At 39.0% G+C, this 24,700-nt stretch carries 25 protein-coding genes and 1 pseudogene; 25 read left to right on the top strand and 1 reads right to left on the bottom strand.

The genetic code is table 11. The annotated features are described in order from the left end of the window. The first annotated feature begins 172 nt into the window (after positions 1-172). The 10 genes from PPM_RS18610 to PPM_RS18565 all read left to right on the top strand — a co-directional run bounded on the left by PPM_RS18610 (position 173) and on the right by PPM_RS18565 (position 10,026). Entirely contained in the window at positions 173-712 is a 540-nt protein-coding gene (locus tag PPM_RS18610; RefSeq protein WP_013372333.1) for a CueP family metal-binding protein, read from the top strand. Positions 713-997: 285 nt separating this feature from the next. Beyond that, positions 998-3,061 carry a methyl-accepting chemotaxis protein gene (locus PPM_RS18605; RefSeq protein ID WP_013372332.1) on the top strand — a complete coding sequence of 688 codons (2,064 nt, stop codon included), beginning with the start codon at positions 998-1,000 and terminating at the stop codon, positions 3,059-3,061. 283 nt (positions 3,062-3,344) lie between these two features. Then, entirely contained in the window at positions 3,345-3,782 is a 438-nt protein-coding gene (locus PPM_RS18600) for a tyrosine-type recombinase/integrase (protein WP_013372331.1), read from the top strand. A gap of 137 nt (positions 3,783-3,919) precedes the next feature. Further along, complete coding sequence (locus PPM_RS18595; RefSeq protein ID WP_013372330.1) at positions 3,920-4,456, top strand: hypothetical protein; 537 nt, start codon at positions 3,920-3,922, stop codon at positions 4,454-4,456. A gap of 135 nt (positions 4,457-4,591) precedes the next feature. Then, positions 4,592-5,548, top strand: a complete 957-nt coding sequence (locus PPM_RS18590) for a DUF2971 domain-containing protein (RefSeq protein WP_013372329.1) — start codon at positions 4,592-4,594, stop codon at positions 5,546-5,548. 512 nt (positions 5,549-6,060) lie between these two features. Beyond that, positions 6,061-6,816 carry a hypothetical protein gene (locus tag PPM_RS18585; RefSeq protein WP_013372328.1) on the top strand — a complete coding sequence of 252 codons (756 nt, stop codon included), beginning with the start codon at positions 6,061-6,063 and terminating at the stop codon, positions 6,814-6,816. A gap of 184 nt (positions 6,817-7,000) precedes the next feature. Continuing rightward, positions 7,001-7,513, top strand: a complete 513-nt coding sequence (locus PPM_RS18580; RefSeq protein ID WP_013372327.1) for a hypothetical protein — start codon at positions 7,001-7,003, stop codon at positions 7,511-7,513. A gap of 167 nt (positions 7,514-7,680) precedes the next feature. After that, positions 7,681-8,637 carry a hypothetical protein gene (locus PPM_RS18575; protein ID WP_013372326.1) on the top strand — a complete coding sequence of 319 codons (957 nt, stop codon included), beginning with the start codon at positions 7,681-7,683 and terminating at the stop codon, positions 8,635-8,637. Positions 8,638-8,748: 111 nt separating this feature from the next. Beyond that, complete coding sequence (locus PPM_RS18570) at positions 8,749-9,378, top strand: hypothetical protein (RefSeq protein ID WP_013372324.1); 630 nt, start codon at positions 8,749-8,751, stop codon at positions 9,376-9,378. 159 nt (positions 9,379-9,537) lie between these two features. Then, entirely contained in the window at positions 9,538-10,026 is a 489-nt protein-coding gene (locus PPM_RS18565) for a hypothetical protein (protein ID WP_013372323.1), read from the top strand. 172 nt (positions 10,027-10,198) lie between these two features. Here PPM_RS18565 and PPM_RS18560 read toward each other — a convergent pair. After that, positions 10,199-10,471, bottom strand: a pseudogene (locus tag PPM_RS18560) (DUF6809 family protein); the annotation flags it as partial. A gap of 153 nt (positions 10,472-10,624) precedes the next feature. Here PPM_RS18560 and PPM_RS18555 point away from each other — a divergent pair. The 15 genes from PPM_RS18555 (at position 10,625) to PPM_RS18480 (ending at position 24,423) form a co-directional block, all read left to right on the top strand. After that, positions 10,625-10,849, top strand: coding sequence for a helix-turn-helix domain-containing protein (locus tag PPM_RS18555; protein ID WP_010345209.1), 225 nt, complete (start codon positions 10,625-10,627; stop codon positions 10,847-10,849). Between the two features lie 183 nt (positions 10,850-11,032). Next, the gene (locus PPM_RS18550) at positions 11,033-11,692 is read left to right on the top strand and encodes a hypothetical protein (RefSeq protein WP_013372321.1); all 660 of its coding nucleotides are present in this window, start codon (positions 11,033-11,035) and stop codon (positions 11,690-11,692) included. 212 nt (positions 11,693-11,904) lie between these two features. Further along, on the top strand, positions 11,905-12,717 hold the full coding sequence (locus PPM_RS18545) for a class I SAM-dependent methyltransferase (protein WP_013372320.1): 813 nt from the start codon (positions 11,905-11,907) through the stop codon (positions 12,715-12,717). A 955-nt stretch (positions 12,718-13,672) separates the two neighbouring features. Then, positions 13,673-14,278: a class I SAM-dependent methyltransferase gene (locus PPM_RS18540; protein ID WP_013372319.1), complete on the top strand. Its 606-nt coding sequence runs from the start codon at positions 13,673-13,675 to the stop codon at positions 14,276-14,278. Positions 14,279-14,553: 275 nt separating this feature from the next. Next, positions 14,554-14,988, top strand: a complete 435-nt coding sequence (locus PPM_RS18535) for a hypothetical protein (protein WP_016324600.1) — start codon at positions 14,554-14,556, stop codon at positions 14,986-14,988. Positions 14,989-15,235: 247 nt separating this feature from the next. Beyond that, positions 15,236-15,652, top strand: a complete 417-nt coding sequence (locus PPM_RS18530; RefSeq protein ID WP_043886020.1) for a DUF2569 family protein — start codon at positions 15,236-15,238, stop codon at positions 15,650-15,652. A 271-nt stretch (positions 15,653-15,923) separates the two neighbouring features. Further along, on the top strand, positions 15,924-17,285 hold the full coding sequence (locus PPM_RS18525; protein ID WP_016324599.1) for a caspase family protein: 1,362 nt from the start codon (positions 15,924-15,926) through the stop codon (positions 17,283-17,285). 293 nt (positions 17,286-17,578) lie between these two features. After that, positions 17,579-18,217, top strand: coding sequence for a hypothetical protein (locus PPM_RS18520; protein ID WP_013372315.1), 639 nt, complete (start codon positions 17,579-17,581; stop codon positions 18,215-18,217). 179 nt (positions 18,218-18,396) lie between these two features. Continuing rightward, entirely contained in the window at positions 18,397-18,639 is a 243-nt protein-coding gene (locus tag PPM_RS18515) for a hypothetical protein (RefSeq protein WP_013372314.1), read from the top strand. Beyond that, on the top strand, positions 18,640-19,017 hold the full coding sequence (locus tag PPM_RS18510; RefSeq protein ID WP_013372313.1) for a retropepsin-like aspartic protease: 378 nt from the start codon (positions 18,640-18,642) through the stop codon (positions 19,015-19,017). 205 nt (positions 19,018-19,222) lie between these two features. After that, positions 19,223-19,537, top strand: coding sequence for a hypothetical protein (locus tag PPM_RS30215; RefSeq protein ID WP_016324598.1), 315 nt, complete (start codon positions 19,223-19,225; stop codon positions 19,535-19,537). A gap of 108 nt (positions 19,538-19,645) precedes the next feature. Beyond that, on the top strand, positions 19,646-20,686 hold the full coding sequence (locus tag PPM_RS18500; RefSeq protein ID WP_013372311.1) for an ABC transporter substrate-binding protein: 1,041 nt from the start codon (positions 19,646-19,648) through the stop codon (positions 20,684-20,686). 1 nt (position 20,687) lies between these two features. Next, positions 20,688-21,467, top strand: a complete 780-nt coding sequence (locus PPM_RS18495; protein WP_013372310.1) for a (2Fe-2S)-binding protein — start codon at positions 20,688-20,690, stop codon at positions 21,465-21,467. 108 nt (positions 21,468-21,575) lie between these two features. Continuing rightward, positions 21,576-23,297: a helix-turn-helix domain-containing protein gene (locus PPM_RS18490; protein WP_013372309.1), complete on the top strand. Its 1,722-nt coding sequence runs from the start codon at positions 21,576-21,578 to the stop codon at positions 23,295-23,297. A 775-nt stretch (positions 23,298-24,072) separates the two neighbouring features. After that, the gene (locus PPM_RS18480) at positions 24,073-24,423 is read left to right on the top strand and encodes a hypothetical protein (RefSeq protein WP_013372308.1); all 351 of its coding nucleotides are present in this window, start codon (positions 24,073-24,075) and stop codon (positions 24,421-24,423) included. Positions 24,424-24,700: the final 277 nt, after the last annotated feature.

Here is a 24,700-nt window from a genome sequence, read left to right as displayed (position 1 = left end):
CAGAGCTGCTCATACTCCCTTGCTCCTCCTTAATGATCCTCTAATGTAACGCAGATACGTCTGAATAAACAAGCAAAGATGTGAATATCTGGTGACTTCAGTGCTGTATTTTGTCCGTTACGATGCGTTCTACATTATAATGTTTAAAAACGGACAAGGAGATGAACTCCAGATGAAAAAAGGAATCTTGGTCGCTTCAGGGTTGGTTGTTGCGGCATTAGGCACGTACCTGATTGCAGGAAATTTTCAGAAAGAAGGAGCGGACAAGCTCGGGACAACAGATATCAAGCAATTGGTGCATGATATCAGTGCAGGCAAGGCAACAGCCCAATCCGCTTCTATTAATTCCAGTCAGTTGATAGTCACCGGGAACAATACACAACCCATAACTTATAATTTGCCTGACAACGAGTTTTTTGTTTCGATTGCGCCATATGTAGACCAGACCCACCCTTGTGCAACTCATAGTCTAACCGGTTGCCAAGGCGAAATAAAAAATGGGGCGTTCAATGTGACTGTTCACGACTCCGAAGGGAATATCATCATGGAGAATGCTGCCATGAAATCACAACCCAATGGTTTTATTGATCTATGGCTGCCAAGAGATAAAACCTACCGCATTAGTGTGAACCATGAAGGTAAAACGGCCCAAACGGAATTCTCTACATATGAGAAAAACGATACATGTATCACAACGATGCAGTTGGGTTAACGATAGAGAATAAAGAGGTTGAGCTTACTTGATTGCTCGTACACTTTAAGTCTGCAAAACCTCGCGTGTTCATAGCTTTTTTAGTAAAGAGCCTGCGTCTGACGGAGGCTCTTTGTGCTGCTCTAATCTTTTGCTAGAGTTACCGAACAGGTTGGGAAGAAATCTATGAGGAATCAGATAGCAAAACTTTAAATTGTGTATACTAAAAACCTATTCAAACAGCTGCAAACTTCCGACATATTATCTAAGAGCTTTTCGCTCAATATTCCTCGGGGAGATGGCAGCATGTCACAAAATATGAAGAAGCGCGCATTCAGATCATCCAGCATCGCCAACACATTGGCCATGGTCTTGTTAGTTATTATCGTTGTCGTCTTTGCAACCTTGGGGACGTTCATGTATGCGAGCACGCAAAGCATGCTTGTCAAGCAGCAAGAGGCCATGCTCCAGACCAAGACGCAGGCCACCGTCAGTCAATTTGACGCGTTATTTAAGGAAAAGGGCTCGCTAGTCAAGCAAATGTCAACCAACACTTTGTTTAGACAATATATAGAAACCACAGAATCAGCAGAGATGGCGAAAACTTCTCCACATGCTGCGGCAACCCAAGCGACTCTGGCAGCGATTGTCAAGGAAGAGCCATCTTTTGCTGACGCCTGGATTGCAGGAATACATGGTAAAGGCTTCTTTCTTCAGAATGATGGTGCTGCTTCCAAGCCGGATTTCGATATCCATTCGCGTCCGTACTTCAAGCCAGCTGTTGAAGCAGACGGTTTGTACTACTCAGAACCCTATAAGGACGTCAATACAGGGAATGTGGTCATGGGCATTTTCTATCCGATCAAAGATAGCAGCAACCAATTAATCGGCTTTGCAGCTGTGGATATTGCCTTCAAAGACATCCCTGCCGTTATGCAAAGCTATTCGCTTGGAAGCACAGGCTATTCGATTCTTGCATCCAAAACAGGTGATATTTTGTATCACCCTGATCAAAATAAAGTGCTGAAAGAAAAGATTAACGAAAGCACAGGTGATCTTGGCGAGATCGGTAAGAAAATGATTGCTGGCGAGTCTGGAGTACAGCTCATTAATGATAATGGCGAACGTCGCTACATTGGGTATGCAACCAGCAAAGATACAGGATGGTCTGTAGGCTTAACCATTTCTGAACAAGAGGCGCTCTCAGAATTAAGAACCTTTACCTGGATTACGATTGGCGGTTTTGCCGCAGCCACCATTCTGCTCGTGGTAATCTGTTATATAACGCTCCGTTACCTGTTGAGATCCATTCCGAAATTGCTTGCCAAAATCAAGCTGATTGAAAATGGAGATTTGACCGTTCCGTTTGATACGAATTCCCATAACGAAATCGGGCAAATTTCTCAAGGGGTTCACAATATGGTTCAAAAAATTCAAGGCATGCTCCAAATGGTGGGCGGCTCAGCCCAAGTCTTGAATCAGTCCTCAAATGATTTGCAATCCATTTCTTCCAGAACCGCGATCACGATGAACGATACGGCGACAGCAATTAATGAGATTGCCAATGCAACGAACTACCAATCCATCGAAACAGATAACATTTTACAAAAAACCGGAGCCTTATCCGGCCAAATTGACGAAATTGCCAATGATGCCAAAACCATCGAAACAATGGTGCAAACCTCAGCCGAACAAAGCGGACAAGGGCTTGCAGTAGTAGATCAACTATCCAAATGGGCAGAAGAAAATCATAACTCCACACAAGCGATGTCGGCTATCATTCAGGATATCGATTTGAGCCGTCATGAGATTTCGAGCATTGTGGATACGGTCAACCAAATTGCAACGCAGACCAACCTGCTGGCACTCAATGCTTCCATTGAAGCTGCACGTGCAGGAGAACAGGGCAAAGGGTTTGCGGTAGTTGCCGGGGAGGTTCGCAAGCTGGCTGAGCAGACCGCACGGGCGACACAGGAAATCTACAAGAAAGTACGTGTCATTGAAGAAAAAACCAGCGTATCGGTTGAGCATACCGTTCACGGTCTGAAAATTGCAGAAGAAAATGCCAGATCGGTAGAGGACACGAAGCAAGTATTCTTTAGCATTAACAAGGATTTGGAAGATTTGAAATTGCGAATGATCCAGATCAGCAACAACACCTCCAAAGTCCACAAGCACAAAGATGAGATTTTGCAGGCGCTGGAAATCATCTCTTCCACCACAGAAGAGAACTCCGCCTCAACCGAAGAGGTCAGCGCCAGCACGCAGGAACAATTGGAAAGCTTCGAACAGGTTGCTGAACTATCCAAACAATTAAACCAATTGTCCACTAAGCTGCAAGACGAATTAAAGCAGTTTAAGGTTGAGTAACATGGTAGGTGGCGGCGATGCTATGGGATGATGTGACGGAGGAACTGGACAAGTAAAGGCAAGACACTTTATGATGATGAAAATTGGACTTAATGGATCAATAATTCACTCTGAAAGAATCAGGGACTTAAGATGAATATCCATCTTAAGTCCCTTTTTTTGTGTAAAATTAGATTTCCAATTTTTTGAACGGCTGATATACTAAGGAGGCAAGTGAGATGAAGATAAACCTACTTTATCGGGATGAAAAAACGATTGGCGTACGGTTGGACGGGTAAGCGAAGTGGTGAGGTTGCGTCTTGAAGACTGCGACCGTGAACGGAAAGTACTGAAAGTTCGTCAGGGAAAGGGCAGGAAGGATCGGCAAACGCTGCTATCCGAAGCGGCTTTTGCGGTGGTCGAGCAGTATATAGGGTGGGAGCAGCCAGCAGACTGGCTGTTTCCAGGGCAGAGGGAAGGCCGCCACCTGACGGAACGTTCAGCGCAGAAAGTGTTTGAAAAAGCGCTGGCTGAAGCGGGCATTCGCAAACAGGTGAGTATCCATTCGCTAAGGCATTCCTTTGCGACCCACTTGCTGGAAAATGGGATTGATCTTCGCTATATTCAGGAACTGCTAGGGCATCAGAGTGTGCGAACGACGGAGCGGTGTACACATGTGAGCAGACGGGACATTGGGCGGATTCAAAGTCCGTTGGATCGGATGAGCGAGCTGGAGGATTGAAACGCAGAAAGTGCGGGAATAAGGAGAAAAGTGCAGGATTCACGAAGTTCGTGAATATGACAAAGAGAGTATTCTTTCGGAAGTTCGTAAATAAGACGTTATCTGTAATGCCTAAAACATAAAAATGGAGTAATAAAATGAATCCAACAATAACAAAGGGAATTAACATAGCTATTTCAAAGCTGTTTGAAAAAGATCATCATTTGTTAAGTCACGATTTAAATGAAAGAACAATTGCACATAAGTTAGCGGTATATCTTCAAGAAGAATTCCAAGAGTACAATGTGGATTGTGAATACAATAGAAATGTTGACGAAGCGAACAAACAGAAAAGAATCTATGTTCTAGAGTCAGAATGTAAAAGACTCAAAAAGGATTTTATTAAAGACATTGTTGATGACGACACAGAATATATGGGGTTATCAACTTTTCCAGATATAGTGATCCACCGGAGAGGAAAGAATACCGACAACTATTTAGTAATAGAGATTAAAAAATCGACAAATAGACTTGATAGAAGGTTTGATTTTAAAAAATTAGAATGTTATACGGATAAAGAAAGATACAATAATTTGGAATATGATTGGGGCTTATTTATTGAATTCGAAACTGGAATGGAAAAAATCAAAAAAACTGAACTAATATGGTTTAAAGAAGGGAAAAGAATACTGTAAAGAACGGCACTTCAGATAACATAATATTCACGCTGCGAGCATGCGCCCTTGGTCCGACAGTCGTCGGACACCCAGCATGCGCTGGGTCGTGAATACAGGGACGTTAACTGAAATCAACGAAATGAGGTGTTTTAAATGAGCAATTCATTATATCACTACTGTAGTAATGATACATTTTTGAACATTATAAAAAATAAAACAATAAGATTGTCGGATATTTCTAAATCAAACGACTATAAAGAAACAAAATGGTTGTTTGAATACATTGGAGAAGAAATAGTTCGTCAATATAAAGAACATTCATTTTTTAGAGGACAATTGATTTACGGACTAGACGAAGTCACATCCTTGGAACTCATTGTTAAATCTATTAAAGAAAAAATGTTAGAAAGAAGTGAAGAACTATTTTATGTAGCTTGTTTCTCTGAAGAAGGCGATAAACTTAGCCAATGGAGAGGTTACGCAGACGATGGTTATGGCTTATCTATTGGATTTAGTATTGACTCTTTAAAAACATTAATCAATAAAGAGGAGAGTCTAAAGTTATTACAAGTTGAGTACCCAGAGAAAAATAATAATAGCTCCTCTGAGAAGATTAGAAAGCATTCAAAAGATATATTACAAAGTGTATTGCATGCAATTACAGAGGGGGATACAAAAAAAATTTTCTCTAGAGAAACTTACGCAATTGATGTATTTCATGAAATATCTTCAAGGATCTTTATACAAGAGTCAATAAAATATAAAAATCCCTCTTTCAAGGAAGAGGCAGAATGGCGAATAGTTTTTGATGACGAATTAGATAAATATACAAACTGGGAAGATTGGTATGATGAAGTAGAAGATAAATCATTGTTAAGTGGCGATATGGCAGTGCTATTTCCTAATGGCCTGCAATTTAAAGCTTATAGGAATAGAATTGTATCGTTTTTTGACTTATCTTTTAAAGCGTATGCGAAGAATATCATTAACGAAATAATAATAGGCCCTAAATCAGATATACAAGAGGGAGATATTTACCAGATATTGAGCTACTATGGGTACGAGGCAACAGATATAAATATCATTAAATCCAAGAGCACATATAGGTAGTGATTTGTAAGTTAACCATGAAGTCGTTGACATCAGTTAACATAATATTCACGCTGCGGGCGTACGCCCTGGGTCCGGCATCCGCCGGACACCCAACATGCGTCGGGTCGTGAATACAGGAACGTTATAAGATCATTAAATTCGGCTTGGAAGAACAAGGATAGATAAGAGCAGGAAAGAACGGAAGGTAGATCCTATGCGGATCAAGGATTGAAAGTTACGAGCGAAGAGCGGACGAGGAATGCTTCCTAAGCGGAAGCAGAGTGGGATTGAAATTTGGGAGTAGATGCTCCGAAGTCCGCCAATTTAACAACATATAACAATATATTCAGGCATCGGGCATACGCCCTCGGTCCGGCAGAGGGATTCCGGGGAAGCAGAGACAGCCGGACACACTTGGCATACGCCAAGCGTCGCAAATATGGGAACGTTAAGTGAAATTGGCAGGAAGATATAAGCTGAGAAATCTATAGCTTAAGAAGACATTATTGTATTGAGTAGAGGAGCATCTGATGGAAAACATTATATATCTTTCGAAAACAATTTTTGATTGGGACTATTATTCACAATGGGCTACTATTTTACCAGATGATAAATGGGAACGACCTTATGAAATGTGGGAATACTCAAGAGCTTTAGTAGATAACGCAACAACAGAATTTGAATTAGGAGATGGGATTGCTAATTTAAAAAGAGCACTAAATCATAGACTACAGTTGATAGAACGTTCTTATAATCTTAGAAGTATTCATCCTTCATGGAGAAACAAAGGATACTTAGAGATTCTGGAAGATTTTGGATTAGTAAGACCATATTTGATGAAAAGCTTACTTACTATTCGAAATGACATTGAGCATAATGATGCAGATCCACCCGAAAAAGAAAGATGTAAGGAATTTGTTGATATAGTCTGGTATTTCTTAAAATCTACTGATCCACTTGTACAAGTGCTTAAATCTTCAAATGCCTATGACTTATATGACGAAGAAGGATATGAAACTCACTATGGATTTAACTTTGAACTAGACTATAAGGATTTAAATTCGATAAAGATTTCTGGTTGGTTCTATGATGAGTTAATTTTAAATGAACCAAGGGAAGGGTTCTTTGCTGTTGAGTTTAATAGTTTGCACACCAAAAAGAACTGGGAGAGCAGCCCGTATCACAGCGAGAAATTAGAGTCTGATAAGTGGCTTGATGGAAAGATATTGGATTTGGATTCAGAAACTAAAAAAATTATTGTTTCGCAAGTATTATCGGCATTTTAATAAATCTCATTATTGATAAAAAGATTCAATAACTCAAAAAATGATCAACATCACTTAACATAATATTCACACTACGGACATTCGTCCTGGGTCCGGCATTCGCCGGACACCCAGCATGCGCTAGGTCGTGAATACAGTAACGTTATACGACAGTGAGTAGAATAACTCTTGAGGAGTGTTTCATATGATGACAAACAATGATTATAAATTACAAGTGGAGAAGGAACTGGGGAAAGAGTTAAAAGAAATAATGTATGAGTATTGTGTTGAGAAAGATCTTATCCCAGCTGAAATCAGTAGCATACTTAATGTACCTAAAAATACCATAATCCAGTGGAGAAATCAGTTTCGATTTGGTCCACAGCAACGCGCTGCGGATTCATCAAGATTAATACGTCAAAAAGGTATTAATGATTATAAAAATGAACTTCAAAATATTGACTTTAATAGAGAATTTGATTTTAAGGAACATTCGCTAAGCGGGTTCAAAGAATTAATTGAAAGATTTCTTGAATTAGAGAAGTACCGTAGAACAATAATAAACTCAAATGCCCTGGCAGATATGTCGGTTATGATAAGAATAGAAAGTTTGAATGAGATGCTAGGTTATCTCAATGACTATGAAGAAAATCAGCTTTATAAGAGATATGAGCAAGAGATTCAAAACTTAGAAATGTATAAAGATCTTTATAGATAGTAGTTTCAATTCACCGTCGTATAACATAATATTCACGCATCGGGCATATGCCCTCGGTCCAGCAGGGGAATTTCGGGGAAGTAGAAGCAACTGGACACACTCGGCATTCGCCGAGCGTCCTGAATACAAGAACGTTAAGCAAAATTCAATTTACTAGGAGTAATGCTATGAAAGCCTACGAAAATTTCAAAGAAGAAATGCATAAAATCGAATTGCTATACGCAGGCTCTGTGAATTCATATTGGCAAAATAAATTAAGGAATTCGGAGAGGATTGAAGCAGGTTTTATTAAAGAAAATGACCCTATCTATTATGAGCAAGGAAACAACTTCCGAGTAACTATCTCCTCAAACAAGCAAGAATTTGACCAGCTTATGAAAATAGAGTTACCACAAGTTTTGAGAGAGACAATTTTCATACGTTTAATCTCGATTTTAGAGAATTTTTTTATGGATTTGATAAAAGAATTATTTGCTACTCGTAAAGATTTATTTCAAACGAATGAACGTATTGAATACTCCCAAGGGGAGATTCTTTCTTTTGACTCTCTATCAAGCTTACATACAAATATTATTAATAGTGAGTGTAGAAGAATACAAAATCAAGGAATACAAAAGGTCAGCGAATATTTTAAAAAGAAATTTAAAATCGATTTTAATTTATCTGAGGTCAAACTGAAAAAAATCGTAGAAATGCATGATAGACGAAATATTTTAGTTCATCGAATTGGAAAAACGGATGATATTTATAGAAAAAAATATAAATTTGAAGGCTACAAGCTTACAGTTGAAAAGAAATATATAGTCGAGTCTTTTGAAAGCATAAATCTATTTGCAGAATATATATATGGTGCATGTGAAAAATTATTAAAGACAGATAAAAATATAAGTAGTAAAGATCCGAGATTTTCAGTAGAAATTGTTTTAAGAACTCTAACTACTGAATACGTGCCAGTTTTAGATAGAAGCTTCTCTTTTCTTTGCAACGAAGAAATCTTATATCTCAAAGATGTGATTTATAGATATCATTATGATAATTCAGAAAAGATTCATACTATTAAAATGAGTGGCAGCCCTAGTCAAATGAAGTGCTTAATTGATGAATTCACAAAACCTATAACATAATATTCACGCTGCGGGCATACGCCCTTGATCCGGATTTGCCGGACACCCAGCATTCGCTGGGTCGTGAATACAGGAACGTTATATGTAATCATCTTAAAACTAGGAGGAAGTATGCCAACATATTTCTCAATACAGTATTCCTTTCCCTATGACTATTTCTCTGCTAACTTTACTCAAGAAATCTATGAAACGATATTTGAATGTTTTTCTTTTAAATCAGGTTATTGGAATTCTGAAGATAATAACCTTGAAGAAATTATCTCATGGAATTCTAAACTACTGTCAGATAAGTTTAAATTGGAATTTGATCAGCATGTCAGACATAATTACAAACAAGTATTGTTACAGTCGAATCAATTTAGTCATTTAAGATTATTTTGGACGTATCAATCCAATGAAATCATTTTACATCTGATATTACCGGAAGACGAAGTAGAGTTGGATGACGACAGTTGGAAATTCAATGGAGAACAAATCGCTCCTCTACTAAATCTCTCAGTGAAAATTTGGGAAAAACATAGATTGAATATGGTGCAAACTTATAGAGAATTAGGAGCACCTGTTAGTTTAAGAGAAGTTTTAAAGGGCAAATTAACTTCGACGGATCCATTTTCAATCATGGGATTTGAACTTTTTGAGAAACATGAGAATCTTGAAAGTGACTACAAAACAATAGTAATAAAGAACGGTCTTCTTATAATTGAGCAAGAATATGTGAGTTTATTCAATGAGGTCAGATGACTACATATAACATAATATTCACGCATCGGGCATACGCCCTCGGTCCGGCATGGGAGGATAACGGGGAAGAAGAGGCAGCCGGACACCCAGCATTCGCTGGGTCGTGAATACAGGAACGTTATCTGCAATTTCTCAAATATATTTAGGGAGGGAGAAGTAATGAAAAATCATGATGATGAAAAATCTGCCTTAGAAGAAGCTGCCGTTAGCATCTTTGTAGATTTATATAATTTAAATCGCGAAGATCACTTAGAAGTAATAGAGAGACGTGAGCGTCCAGATTATATCTTAAAGAGCATAAAAGATGGATTAGTAGGTCTAGAAGTAACTCACCTATTCTACGATGCCGACGAAGCTAAAATGTTATTTGGAAGATCGGCTGAGGAAATGCATGGATTAGAAAATTCAGCCAGCTATATTCAGGTTCTTAATGAACTACTGAAACAGAAGGAAAAAAAGATAGAGAAGTATGATGCTGCATATCCAATAGCGCTTTTAATTAGGAACGCTTCTCCTATATTCGGAATGAGTGATTTTCTTAGAAATAAAAATGCGATATACAAGCCAGAAAAATACACTCATATTTGGTTTGTTTCAAAAGACGGAAATGATAATGAATGGTCGTTAAAAGACTTGCTTACTGTTTAGTCAAAGAAGTGAGAAACAGCAGATAACATAATATTCATGCATCGGACATTCGTCCTCGCTCCGGCAGTCGCCGGACACCCAGCATGCGCTGGGTCATGAATACAAGAACGTTATACGACAGAATCAAGAACAATAGAAAAAGAGGGTCATATGACCCTCTAAATACTAGAATTTTCAATTCACTAAATAGTTGTAGAGCATCTTTGAAACCTTGTATGTAGATACTTCTTTCTAGGATGGATTGTAGAGAAATTTGGGCGTCTTCGTAAAGAAAAACCGTATGTTGAAGTTGATCGGGCAAAGCATCACGAAGCGTTTTAAAATATTGATATGTCTCCGAAGAAAGCTGAGTGTACTCCTTATGACACTCCAGAAGCTCAGTATAGAGTAATTCTAAACGTATTCTTATAAGCGGCTCTGTTAATGATTCTAATGTATTAATCATATGTTATTCCTCCTCTAATTAACTCTACAGAGTTATTATATAACCTTATAAAGTTAATTGCAAGGTGAATATTTGACGTTATAGAGTTAAAACTTCGCTTTTCGTTGATGATTGCTGGTATGGGAGATAAGATAGAATTATGGAGGGGAAAAGATGAACGTAATCAAGTGCAATATACGAGAACTCATGGCAGAACATCGAATAGATGATATAACAGAATTGATGGCGAAATCGGGCTTAAGTCGGAATTCAATCAACAAGTTGTATAGGGAAACGAATATAGAAACAACAAAGCTGGAAACTTTATTCAAGCTATGCGATACATTTAACTGCAAATTATCAGATTTAATTGAGTATGTACCCGAAGAAAACCAGTAGTGAAGAAGCGATTCCGTCATATAACATAATATTCAAGCAGCGGCTCCTTTGGAGCCTTGGTCTGCGAGAAGATTTCAGGGAAGCATTTCAGCAGACAACCCCTTCGGGGGTCATGAATACAGGAACGTTAACTGAAATTCCGACAAGTTCATGATTGAAGGAAATATCAAAGGAGGAATTAATTTGCCTTGGCCTATGGTACACTTTGCAATTTCAGAAAACCTTTCTATTAATGACCCCTCACCCAATTTTTTATTAGGCAGTATTGCTCCGGATGCGATTCATATGAGAGGGAAGGTATCCAGGGAAGAAAAAGGTGTGACTCATCTCGTACATAACGATAAATTACCAGCCAAGGAATTGATCATGGAGAAGTGCAAGGAATATTTACTGAAGCAAGCGGGGCCAGAATGGAAGGACTTTGTTATAGGTTACTTTTCACATATTTATACAGATTTAAGGTGGACAGATACCGTCTATTTCGATTTTGAGAAAAACTACAGAGGCGAAAAGAATGATGTTAGAAAGACATATAACCTTGAAGTTAGCCAAGTAGAATTTGATCTCTTAAGATCAATGGGAAGTACTGAAAAACTGTTTACAAAACTCTTAAAAGCTAAGGGATATACAATAAATCCTTACATTACGCAGCTTGAAGTCAATCAGTATAGGGATAATAAGGTGAGATGGCTGCAAGATCTAAAGAATGAACCTCATATAGCACCTATCTATTTTAAAGCAGAAATTATTAAGATCTTTGTTAGTGAAACATCAAGGGAATTGAAAGAACTATTTAAAGACCAGAGTATTGATTATTTCGAAGGAGGCCGGAACATTAGTTAACATCGTATATACGCTGCGTCCTGACGGCCTTGGTCTGCAAGAGGGATTTTGAGGAAGCCTATTCACCAGACAACCCTGCACCACCTAACCGCATCGCGGCCGGACCTACGGTCCTTAAGGTGGTGAGGGTTCGTAGATACACAAACGTTATCAGAAATTAATGCAAATCTGAAATGCTCAAATATAAATATCTACTAAGAGAAGGTGCCTTCATGGACAAGAATTCATTAAATAGAAGAAGCATTATTGTTGACGGGGAAAATGGTGTCGGCAGCTCGGAAGACTTAAAAAAGAATGTTGTTCATAAAACAAACAGCCTATATTGGGATACCAAAGGCAATGACTTCTTAAAAGCAATCGTGCTCCCTTATTATGGAGCATTTATCTCAGAAGAAAATTGCCAGCTCTTTGGTGATATCTCAGGAAAAAAACTGCTGGAGATCGGCTGCGGAAATGGTCAATCCTTGCAATATCAAGGGGAACGAAACGCATCTGAACTATGGGCTGTGGATATTTCAGAAAGACAAATTGAAAAGGCAGCGCAACATTTGAAGTCATGTGGAATAGCAGCAAAATTGATATGTTCTCCCATGGAAGAAGAATGCGGCATCCCAACGGATTATTTTGACTATGTTTATTCAATTTATGCCATAGGTTGGACCACCGATCTTGAGGGTACCTTTCGACGAATATCTTCTTACCTTAAAAAAGACGGGCTATTTATTTTCAGTTGGTCTCACCCTATACACAGATGGGTTACTACAGAAAATGATAGGTTTGTAATTAATAAGAGTTACTTTAATGAAGGTTGGTATCCGGTGGCAGTTGATGAAGGTGAGCTATTGTTAGCGGACCGTATGCTGTCAACTTATGTAAACGCGCTTGCAAAAGCTGGGTTTGTAATTGAGCTAATGATTGAGGAATGTGATTATGAGTTTATGCAATTGCGGGATGATAACAGCGATATGGCAAAGAGAGCAAAAATGCTTCCAGTAACTTTTGTGATAAAGGCAAGAAAACTATAAGATATAAAAACAAAAGCGAAACTGACTCCAAGATTTTTAGAGGTTCGAGGAAGGTATTGACATCCGATAACAAAACATTCACGCTGCGGGTCGCTGTCGCGCCTCTTGGTCCGCCCGAGGATTTTCAGGGAAGATTAACAGGCGGACAACCCTGCACTGCCTAACCGCATCGCGGCCGCTCCCGTTGGTCGCTTAAGGCAGTGAGGGTTCGTGAATGCCTGAACGTTAAGTGAAATTACCAAGAGAGGGTAAGAACTTGATTCTAGATTACTTAAAAAAACACGCTTAGAAGGCATACCGAGAAATCACTAAAATAATAACTTCGCCAGTTTTTTTATTTTCAAATGATCCTAAGCTAATTGGCATTGAAGAAAGTCATAATTTTATTTATATTCATGGATTTAATAGGCTTATAAAGATGGAAGAGTACCATCAGATAAATTATTAGAAGCGTTTTCTTTTCTTGAGAAAGAAGTAGAGTTATATCTTAAAAAGCATTATACAGATAAGGAATTTGTATTTTACTTAAGTGCCGACGCTCTGGCGCCGACATTTATAATTACATTAGCTTCTTACTATGAAGATACGAGTGTGGTAGAACAAAGTATACCACTATTTGAATTAATTGAATGGTACAAAGAAAACGCATGTTTTAATGGGCTACAAATAATTGAAAATAAAACAAATGATAAAAATATTGAGGCTGAGTCTGATTCAGTAAGGACATATGTAAAGATAATAAGGACCTAGATAGAATTTCAAAGAGGTCGGTAACTTCAACTTAACATAATATTCACGCTGCGGGCATGCGCCCTCGGTCCGGCTGAGGGGTTTCTGGGAGGCAGGAACAGTCGGACACACCCAGCATTCGCTGGGTGTCGTGAATACAGAAACGTTAGCAGAAATCCACGAAACAATAAAACTATAAAACCAAAAGACGAAGGAGACGATTGTTGTGGAGCTTTTCAGACAAGTACCACTGTATAGATTTTTAGCTTTATGTAATGAAAGCGGTATGGAAAGAACGGTATTGGACTGCGGGGCGGGAGGTGATTCCCCTCCATTAAGTCTATTTGTCCATTATGGATACAAAACTATTGGAATAGAAATGAATGTTGAACAGTTTCAAAAAGCGAATCGATTTGCAGAAATGAGAGGACAGAATTTAAATATACAACATGGTGATATGAGATCTTTATCATTTAGTGACGAGTCGATTAGTTTTGTGTATTCATATAACTCGGTGTTTCATATGAGAAAAGAAGATGTGAAACAATCAATCAATGAAATGAAACGGGTATTGAAACCCAATGGAGTATTATTTGTGAATTTCCTAACCGTTAAGGATTTTCGGGTTGGAGAAGGTGTTGATTTAGGAGATAACCAATATGAACAGATTGAAGATAATGAGCCAGTTATCCATTCGTATTATGATTACAATGAAGCTGATGCGATGTTTGATGATATGAAATTAATCTATAAAGAAGATCGAGTTTTGGAAAGAATCTATGAGGGCAAAAAAATACGACAAGGATTTATTGATTACATATTAAAGAAATGAATATATAAAGATTTATCGTATGTAATTCGAAGAGGTCGTGGACATCTGTTAACATCGCATTCAACGCTGCGTGGCGGGTCAAGTCCGCCACTTGGTCCGGAAGAGGCATTTCGGGGGAGTGAATTCACCGGACACATCCCACCGCCTAACTGCCGCAAGCGGCAGCCGGCCCTATACGGGCCTTAAGGCGCTGAGACGTCGTGAATACGGGAACGTTATATGAAAGATCGGTAGACCTTTAAAAAGAGAAGAATTAGAAAAGGGGGATAATAAAAATGGATGAAATTTACTTTTTAAGACATTACCTCTCGTCTCTCAGGTATCGATGTTCAAAAGCAATTCTAAATGCTCCAAGTAATTACCCGAATTATGAGCTCGGTAACGGTGTAAGAACTCCAATTGAAATTTTGGCACACATGTCTGATGTCATAAGATATGCCCAATCCGTTTTTGATAACCAAGTACAACTTAAGAAAGAATCAGGAAACTGGAATGACGAAGTACAGACATTTTTTAATGAGCTGCATAACTTAGACAATTTAATGAAATCAAATGGAATACCAAACAAAGATAGAATTATCGAAAAACTGATTCAAGGACCATTATCAGATGCAATGACACATGTTGGTCAATTGTCAATGATAAGAAGAATGGCTGGAGATTCAATACCTGGAGAGAATTTCTTTATTGCTGAAGTAAAAGTTGAATAGTTATTGATAGTAGTTCAAGCAGACCGATCCTTCAGATAACAAAATATTCACGCTTCGGGCCCTTCGGCCCTCGGTTCGCCCGATGAGGCAAAGCTGAAAGTGGATTCAGGCGAACACACCCCCACCACCCAACCGCACTGCGGCCAGTCACCTCGTTCCTTTAAGGTGGTGGGGCGTCGTGAATACAACAACGTTATCTGAAACCAATGCTCAATGCAAATAAAAGACAAAAATTAAGGAGCCAATAATGCAATTATCTCAGAATAGTATGAGTGGAATTAAAGGCTGGCTGCTTTTCTTTGTGATCTATTCTTTTTATCTACTTATAAGTAATTTAATAGATCTTTATTTCGAATTTTATATTTATATGTTAGTTGGAACAATTGGTTGGAATCTTGCTAGAACTATTTCTGTCGGAATATATTTATTTTCTGAAGTCTTAATTATTGTTTCTCTAGTGCTTATATTGAAGAAGAAAAGGAAAGGACCAAATATAATAATTCAAATTGAAATAATCACTATAATATTTGGATTTTTAAACTTCATTCTCACAATTAACAAAATAGATGAACTCCCAAGTTTAATCTCTACAATTATTTTTGGATCAATATGGATTTTGTATTTTAAAAACTCAAAACGAGTCAAAGCAACATTTGAAAGTTAATCAAGAAGGCATTGGCATCAGATAACAAAATATTCACGCATCGGGCCATTCGGCCCTCGGTCCGGCAGAGACATTTTTGGGGGAGTGGAAGCAGCCGGACAACCCTGCACTGGCTAAGTCCGTCGGACCCGGCGCGTTCGCTCCTTAAGCCAGTGAGGGTTCGTGAATACAAGAACGTTATCTGAAAGATCTGCCCCAGAGAGAGTGAAAGTATTATATTCGCAACGTCCTGTTGCTCGAAGAAATTATACAGATTCATGGGTGGTGTTTTATGAATTCAGGATTTCATGGGAATACATTCGCAGTAATAATAGCAGTGGAAAATTATCAATTTAGAATCAAGACAGTTGATTATGCGAGGAATGATGCAATAGCATTTCAACAATGGCTTATAAATAATCTTAAAGTACCTCAAGAAAATATTAAGCTTTGGCTTGATGTTGATGCGACAAAATCCGCGCTTAATGAAGAACTTCAATATGAGATATCAAATCTTACTGAAAGTGATCGATTTATTTTCTATTATGCTGGTCATGGATTTTATGATGGAGGATATAACAAAATAACAACGTGGGACACTCACCCCAATAATATACAAGAAACTACTGTTTCACTAAACCGAATATTAATGGAGCCACTAAGAAACTCAAGATGTAATCAATGTTTGATATTTATAGATGCATGTGCGAGTTATATTGATGAGCAATTAGTTAGCAGAGATTTTATTGCTGATATGAATACCAAAGAGTTTAGCGATTTTGTGCGATCAAGCAATTATAGAGCTATGTTTCTGTCATGTTCACGTGGAGAGAAATCATACGGTAGTCCAGAACTAGGACATGGAATATGGACACATTTTCTGATAAAGGCATTAAATGGAGAAGCCCCCGAAGCAGTTGAACGTGAACGATTTATTACTAGCACATCATTGCAGAATTATTTAAGCAAAATAGTTCCGGATTATATTAAATCTAGTACAGACATAAGAGGAACTCAAAAACCATGGGCCGAAGTCTCTAGCTCAAATACATTTATTATTTTTGAAGTTTCAGGAGCTAGTTCTGAAGGAAGTAATAATTATATTGATTCTATATTTATTCCTGAAAGACTTATTATTGATTTTGAAAATGACTTGATAATTGCTTATCTTAGAGGTCTCGAGAATGATGGAAGACATTTTCTAATGTATGATTATGAAGGATTGAAAGAAATAGATGTAGAGGCGTATTGTATAAGGATTAGTAAGCTTAAGAATGAAATAAGAAAGATATTAGAAGAAATTATGGATTTTCTAATGGAGTACGAGTGGGAGGAAGAAGTTATATTTGAGAGAAGTGATGATAAATTCAACATTAGTGCATTTCTTTACGAAGATGACAAAACGAGAGAAATAACTGTTTCTCTGGGGCTATCCTTGAAAATTTCAGGCCTACACCCAATGGGTGATACAATATTTGATTCTGAATTCGACGTTGCTAACGATGAACTTAAAATATATACAGATTCTAGTGATTACAATGTAGAGGAAGTAGAGATTCAAGAAATCTTTTCGGATTGCTGGGATGAAATTAGAAGATATTTTTTGCTTGAAAAGGAAATTGAAAAAGAATTATTAAATGAAATTGACGAGTAAATAGATATTCAGTTGAAATATATTATAACATTAGTAATTAAATGTGGGTCGACGTCCTGTCTTAATTCGGAGATGTAGGGCAGATTCATCAGATAACAACATATTCACGCTGCGGCTCCTGGCGGAGCCTTGATCTGCCCGAGGCATTTCGAGGAAGTGAAGTCAGGCAGATAACCCTGCGAACCTAAGTCTGCAAGCGAACCCGCCCGGTCAAGCCGGCCTTAAGGTTCTCGGGTTCGAGAATACAAGAACGTTAAGTGAAATCACCTAAATACTAAATTGGAGTTGATCTTATGGAATTTTCTGAGGTGATTGATTTTCTAAGTAATGATAATAGTTATTGGAGTTCTCGTGGACATGAAGAAATAGATATACCATTTGATGTTACGCCTTCAGAATACTTGTCCTTTGCTGAATTTGATTTAGAATCGGGAACTGAAAAACACAGTTTAATAAATGCTCTCTCAAATGCAAAGAGATCTCTTGACTGCCAAATTGATTGTTTGATGATTGCATTTGGTTTTTTTGGAAATTCAAAAAAATGGAATGTACCTAAGAAGATAGAGACTTTAAAAAACTTAGGAATTATTGCTCCTAGAATATTAAATAAAATAAATTCTGTAAGGAATTTAGTTGAACATGAATTTGTTGTTCCAAATAAAGAACAAGTGTCAGACTTTATAGATATTGTTGCACTATTCAATGCAAGTACAGAAAAACATATTTTTAATTTCCCGGGAGATAGTCAAATAGAACACGATTTAATAAAAGAAGTTTTTCTAGATATCAAGTTTAAACGTAACCAAAGAAACATAAAAATAGAAGTAAGAGAGAAAGGTGTAACAGATAGACAGATATTTAATATTGATTCAAGTCATGATAATTATATAATTTTTATGAAACATTATATTGAGAATTTTTCTAAATCGTGACGAATATAACTCGAAGATAAGTGACTTTACTTAAACAATATACTCACGCACCGGGCTGTACCCTCGGTCCGGCAGAGGCCAGACATCCCAGCATTCGCTAGGGTCGTGAATACAGGAACGTTAAGTGAAATTCTAATTAAATGATATAATGTAACCATAAAAGGACAGGAGGGATTAATGTGAAGTGGCAAGAAGTACAACAAATCTTCCCGAATCAATTTGTAAAGTTTGAAATTCTTCATTTCGAAGAGACAGAAAATAAAGAAATCATAGATGACGTCGCTGTGATTGGTCCTGTAAGTGACGAAGAAGCAACAAGAGAGTTGTTGAATAGCCGAGACAAAACCTTGGTTTATCATACTTCTAAGGACCAGGTCATTGTGAAGGTTCGGAAGAATGTTGGTTTAAGGAGAAATCTATAAATGAAAATTGAATATAGGGATGGGCTGTTGTTCACCGAAATAACAGTCCATTTTAATGGAGAAAAGAAAGTCATAAATAACATAGTTATTGACACAGGAGCAAGCCATACCTTGATTTCACAGGATGAAGTAGATGATATTGGGATTCAGGTCGGGATGGATGACGAAATCATAACAAGTTACGGAATTGGAGGGAAAGAACACGCATTTTCCAAACGGATCAAGGGAATACAGGTAGGAGATTTTATTTTAAGAGATGTACTCATAGATTTTACTTCATTTAAATATCACAATATCAACGGATTATTGGGATTAGACATATTGGTAAAAGGCAAATTCAATGTAGATCTAGAGAACTTTAAACTCTCTCGTTCATAAAGCCATTAAATTTAAAAAGGTTATTCAAAAAAAAGTTGAACTTCACTTAACATAATATTCACACTATGTTTCCGATGGAACCTTGGTCTGCGGGATGAATTTCGGAGAGGAATTTCAGCAGACACCCTCTAACGGGTGCATAAATACAAGAACGTTATAGGAAATACTTGATAAAAGGAGAAAGCAAAATGTTTTAGAAATATCTGTGGATGAAAGGGTATTAAAGATAGATGTTCCACCGAAAATGGCTTATGAATCCAAAGGAACATTTTATGAGTTTCCACATTCAGAATTTAATGAAGAGTACCCACAAATTTATCATACAAACCTCTGTTGTAGTTTCAATGGAACAAATGGATATGGAATGTACATTGATGCAAGAGGTAGAAATCAATGGAAAGAAAAAATGGGAGATTCTTGGTTTTGTTGGCTTGATACATTAGACGATGATTATGCAGTAATTAGTAAAAGAGCTGATAGAATTGTAAATGAAGATATAGCGGTTTACATGTCGCATTAGTCCGGCTGAAATGTCGCAAAAGTACATGGTAACGCGATGTGGAGATATATTATACTCGCCTTATATTTCGATAATGAAAATCATTATCATACATAAGGAGGATTCACCATGAATAAAGGAACAAAGAGGCGAGCTGCCGGAAGCATGGCACATGCTGACCATAAATCACGATTTTTAATGGGCTGGATGCTGGCCCTTGTTCTTGTACTGACGGCTTGCGGTGCCGGAGCAGGTACAAATGGCGGCAATGAGTCTGCTACAACTCCAACGGACACGCCTTCGAATGAAGCGCCTCAGACTGCCGGAGCCTTCCCGGTTACGATCTCGCATAAGAAGGGTGAGTATACGCTTAACGAGAAGCCCAAAAAAATTGCTGTGCTTGATGTCAAATTTCTGGATCAATTGCTAGCCATTGGCGAGCAGCCGGCAGGCAGTGTTATCGCTGAAGGCAATACCACATTTCCAGAATATTTAGGCGATAAGCCGGGTGACGTACAGGTTTTAGGTACACGGGACAAGCCCAACCTGGAAGCGATTGTAGCATTGGACCCGGATCTTATTTTAATGACTGATTTTCAAGAGAAAGAGTATGAGAGAGTAAGCAAAATAGCGCCCACAATCGTACTTGACTTCTACGAGGATTGGCGAGATACGTTAGATACGGTGGCTGCGATCACAGGTAAGCAGGCAGAGGCAGAAACTGTGCGTAAGGCTTATGAGGACAAAATTGCAGGACTGAAGGAGAAGCTGTCGGAGAAGTTGGGAAAGGAAACGGTAGCACTTATTCGTCCGAGAAAAGAAGGCATTCGTGTTCATGGTCTTGAGCATCGAACAGGCGGCATTCTGTATGAGGATTTGGGCTTAAAAATGCCTGCATTAGTCCAGAAGATCAAAGATGATACCTCCGTTGAAATCTCGATGGAGAAAGTTCCTGAGATTGGAGCAGATCATTATTTTGTTCTGTCTGATGAATTGTTTGCGGCAGAGGCAGAGGCTTTGGATAGCAGTTCAGTATGGAAATCCCTTGATGCAGTCAAAAATAACCGTGCATATGATGTTAATTCTACACTTTGGATCGCTTATTATGGCCCACTTGCAATTAATATTATTGTAGATCAGGCATCGGAAGCACTGTTGGGATCGAATTAAAATGGACCATTATCTATCGACTGACTTATGGCGGCAAACGGTGGAAGAACACTCGATTCGGCTTGGTGAGCCATCTGAAGATAATGTCCGTATTATTGCTTTGAGTCAACTACATGAAGAAGCTGCATGCCGAGAGTATTTAAGCTGGCTTCAAGAGTATATTGGTGCGCCTGACATGAGGGTAGCTGCTTCGATGTTAGCTAAGCGAATCGGCTACCTGTGGATTGCTCCGTTGCTGACAGCGATGACCGTTCATCATCAGCATGTTTCTTTTCGGCTAGACAACAGCTTTCTCTATCATCCGACGCTCACAGCTAATGAGGGGGGGACGCATTTTCCTTTTCTAGCTATGAACGGGCTTCGGGCAGAAGCACTAACTGGAGACAGGGAAGTGTGGCGGGAAAAGGTGGTAAAGGAGATGTTTGCGTTACACCTTGCACCGCTGTTAAAGACGCTTGCTGCGATTGCTCCTCTTTCGATGAGTATCCTTTGGGAGAATATCATGATACGCATTGTCCCATTATATACTCCTGAAGTAGACAATGCTGAGCAAGAAAGTCAGCACATCATCCAGGCAGATTTTTCATATCTGACGCAAGGAGCGCCCGGGCATTTGTTCGGTGTAAAAAGAAATCCGTTCACCCGGTTCACAAAAAATAAGGACAGCATTCCAGCCGTGAAAAGCAAGCGTACCACCTGTTGTTTTTATTACCAGATGTCAGGGGAATATTGCAGAAAATGTCCGAAAATTGACAATGAGAATAAATCTCAATTAAAATGACAACAGCAACAATTTTACTTTGCTAACAGGCCTGGTTGTAGTTAATTGGGTAAGCCCAGTCATGAGAGTCACTCTAGCAAAGGATGCTATTGTCAGGAGATGAGAGAAATGCCGCTACAAGAACAGACAAGTCTATGGAGTGATACAACGATCAAGATGCTTGACGAGTTTAGCGGTACTTTGCAGACAGGCAGTGTTCTTCGCGAAACGGAATTAACTTCGAATGTGTTGTTGCTGGCATATGGAGGGGAAGGGGAGCTTGCAATGAATGGTGAGGTTTGCCACATTGGAGCTTTTTTTGCTGGTCATGTTGTTAAGGGAACATCCTTAACGCTGACGGCCAGATCAGACGACATTTATTATATCGTGATCATGTACAAGGCTTCTTCCATGGAGGGAGCCTCTCTTGTTTTGCCTTCATATCGCAAACACCCGTTGCGCACTTCATTTGTGCAAAATTCGGTAACCCAAGCAGAATGGATCGAGAATGCAGAAAAAATCGTTGCCAAATGGCGTCGTGGCGAAGGAATGGAACGTTTTCATGCCAATGCGTTGCTTCAGGGTATGATCTACGAACTGGTCATGGATTACGAACATGGTCAGGGAGGAGAAGCGTCTGACATGGTGGATGTTGTCGCTTCATATATAGCGTCGCATTATCGCCAGAATCTGGAGCTTAAAGAGCTGGCAGCCCTTGCTGGATGCAGCTTAAGACAGCTGCAGCGACGATTTAAACAAGAGAAGCAGCTCGGACTGACTGAGTATGTCATTCAGTTGCGCATGGAGAGTGCATCGCGGATGCTGCGTCACACGGATGCTCCCATCGGTGAAATTGCTGACAGAATGGGCTATCGCGACATGTATTATTTCAGTAGGGCGTTTAAGAAATATTATAGCGTCCCTCCGCTGCGTTATAGGCTTGATGCCGCTTCGAAAACAGATATAGACTATGCTCATTCCTTGCAGCGGAATCGCACAGCTTCTTCATATGAGTCGGCCCAAGGCTCGGTGATATGCCATATGCGAGGGGAATACTATGTTATCGGATCTCCGAAGCGTATCGCTGTACTCGATGTGCAATATGCCGATCATTTGCTTGCGCTGGGGCTCTCTCCAGCAGGTAGTGTAGGACTAGCCAATGCAGTGTTACATTTTCCTCAAACGATCAGGGCAGGACTTCAGAATACTGAATTACTCGGAACATATGAGTACCCCGACCTGCTTGCAGTGGAACGACTATCTCCGGATCTAATTATTTGCACCGAGGTACATGAGCCGCACTATGAACAGTTAAGCCGGATCGCTCCAGTTCTCATGTTTAAGCGCAATGAAAACTGGCAGACTATTCTGACTCTGTTCGGTGAACTGACAGGCAAACGAGAAGAGGCAAAGCGTATTATAGCGGATTATCACCGACGAACCACATTGCTGTCCGAAGAACTTGCTCCCGTTCTGGCAGGCAAGAGCGTGGCACTGATCCGTCCGCTGGATTCTCTGGTTCGCGTGCATTCTGCCTCTCATCGTACAGGGGCTGTGCTGTACCATGATCTAGGTCTGCCTGTTCCGTTATTCGTGGCAGGTACCTCTGACACAGCCTATCACATCTCAGTTGACAGACTACCGGCTGTACATGCCAGCCATTACTTCTTGCTTAGCCATGAACTCATGCAGGAGGGAATATCCGCGACAGAGCAACGTGTCTGGGGAATGCTTGATACCGTTGAGCGCCAGCACATACACTCGGTCGATGCCGCGACATGGATCGGCTGTTATGGACCCACAGGCATCAATGGCATTGTGGATCAGATCGCTCAGGCTTTGTTGGCTTGATGGGAGAAGAAGTTGCTACTTGTGCGCATAGAGATTTTAACAGGAACTAAAGACAGTTCATCTTTGCCTTATGTCAAAGAGGGAAAGTTGAACTGTTTTTTTATGGCCAATCCATCAGATAACATCATATCCACGCATCGGAGCCTGGCGGTTCCTCGGTCCGGCAAAGAGGATTGCCAGGGAGTGGGGGCAGGCGGACACATACGCACGGCGGCCGCTCATTTCGTTCGCATAAGTCAGAGGGACATCGTGAACACAGAAACGTTATATGCTAGAAATGATGGAAACAAATAGAGTAAAAGAAAAATGAAAGAAAATAAATGAGAACACTTGTTTGTGGAAGTGAACACAGGTAAAATATAGATACAATTGACTCTTGGGTGGGTATGGTTTTCCTTCGAAAAGTGAGACCATGGAAGTAAAAGATGCGATGACTCTAATGTTACTATGTTGAACTTTTATTCTTGCACTTTTGACATACATCAATAACAACAAGAGAAGGTAAAAAATCACCTAAAGGTTAAGAGCCGAAGGTGGGTTTTTATTACCTGAGACTTAGAAGGGAATAAACCCTCCAAGCCAACTGTACTGATCAGGTGTTGACCGTACTTGGTCTTTCATTAAGGGTGTACTAACAGATGAAAAAAGATGAATTAAAGAAAAAATTAGATAAGTGAAGTGAAAAGCAAGTTAGTAAGCAAACTCATATGCGAAATACTATGCAACAATTTTAAAAATCTATTAAAACAAAAACAAGAAAATGAGGGATATGCCAATGACATTACAGGACCTATTTAATGAAAAACCAACTCAATTGTGGAACAAAAGAATGGTTGAATACGGAGATGACCTTTTTACGGAAGAGAGATTATTAATGTGTGATAAAGTCCTGGATAACTATCTAAACCAATTAATATTATTACAAGAAACTAAACATCCTGAAAGTATTATGAAGGCTGTAGAAGAAATTGTAATTTCTTTTAATGAATTGAATGATGCGAACGATTATTTTATTGAAACGATGGAGCGTGAAGAATTGGCTAAATTTATAGACAAGGCAGCAAGACTAGCTGGATTAGAAATTGAGGAAGATCAAGATATTACAGAAGAATGGAGAGAATGGTGATGGTGAATTATACAGGATTTCTAAGTAGATTCAATGAATTCATGGTACCTTTGTATAACATCACATCCAAGCATCGTCGCATTCGCTCCTCGGTTCGGCTGAAGGAATTCGGAAAAGGAGATAGCTGCAGGACACCTGAGCATTCGCTGGGATCGTGAATGTAGAATCGTTAGATGAAAGCCCCCGAATAAATAAAACCATCTAAAAAGGATGAAAAGGAAAAGTGATAAAATCTATTAGTATTGATGAATAGATTGGGACCACATTCAATGAAGAA

The organism is Paenibacillus polymyxa M1 (assembly GCF_000237325.1).
In the GTDB taxonomy this organism is placed as follows: Bacteria; Bacillota; Bacilli; order Paenibacillales; family Paenibacillaceae; genus Paenibacillus; species Paenibacillus polymyxa_C.
The sequence above is the reverse complement of the archived record's forward strand: the minus strand, read 5'-3'. Positions and strand labels throughout refer to the sequence as shown.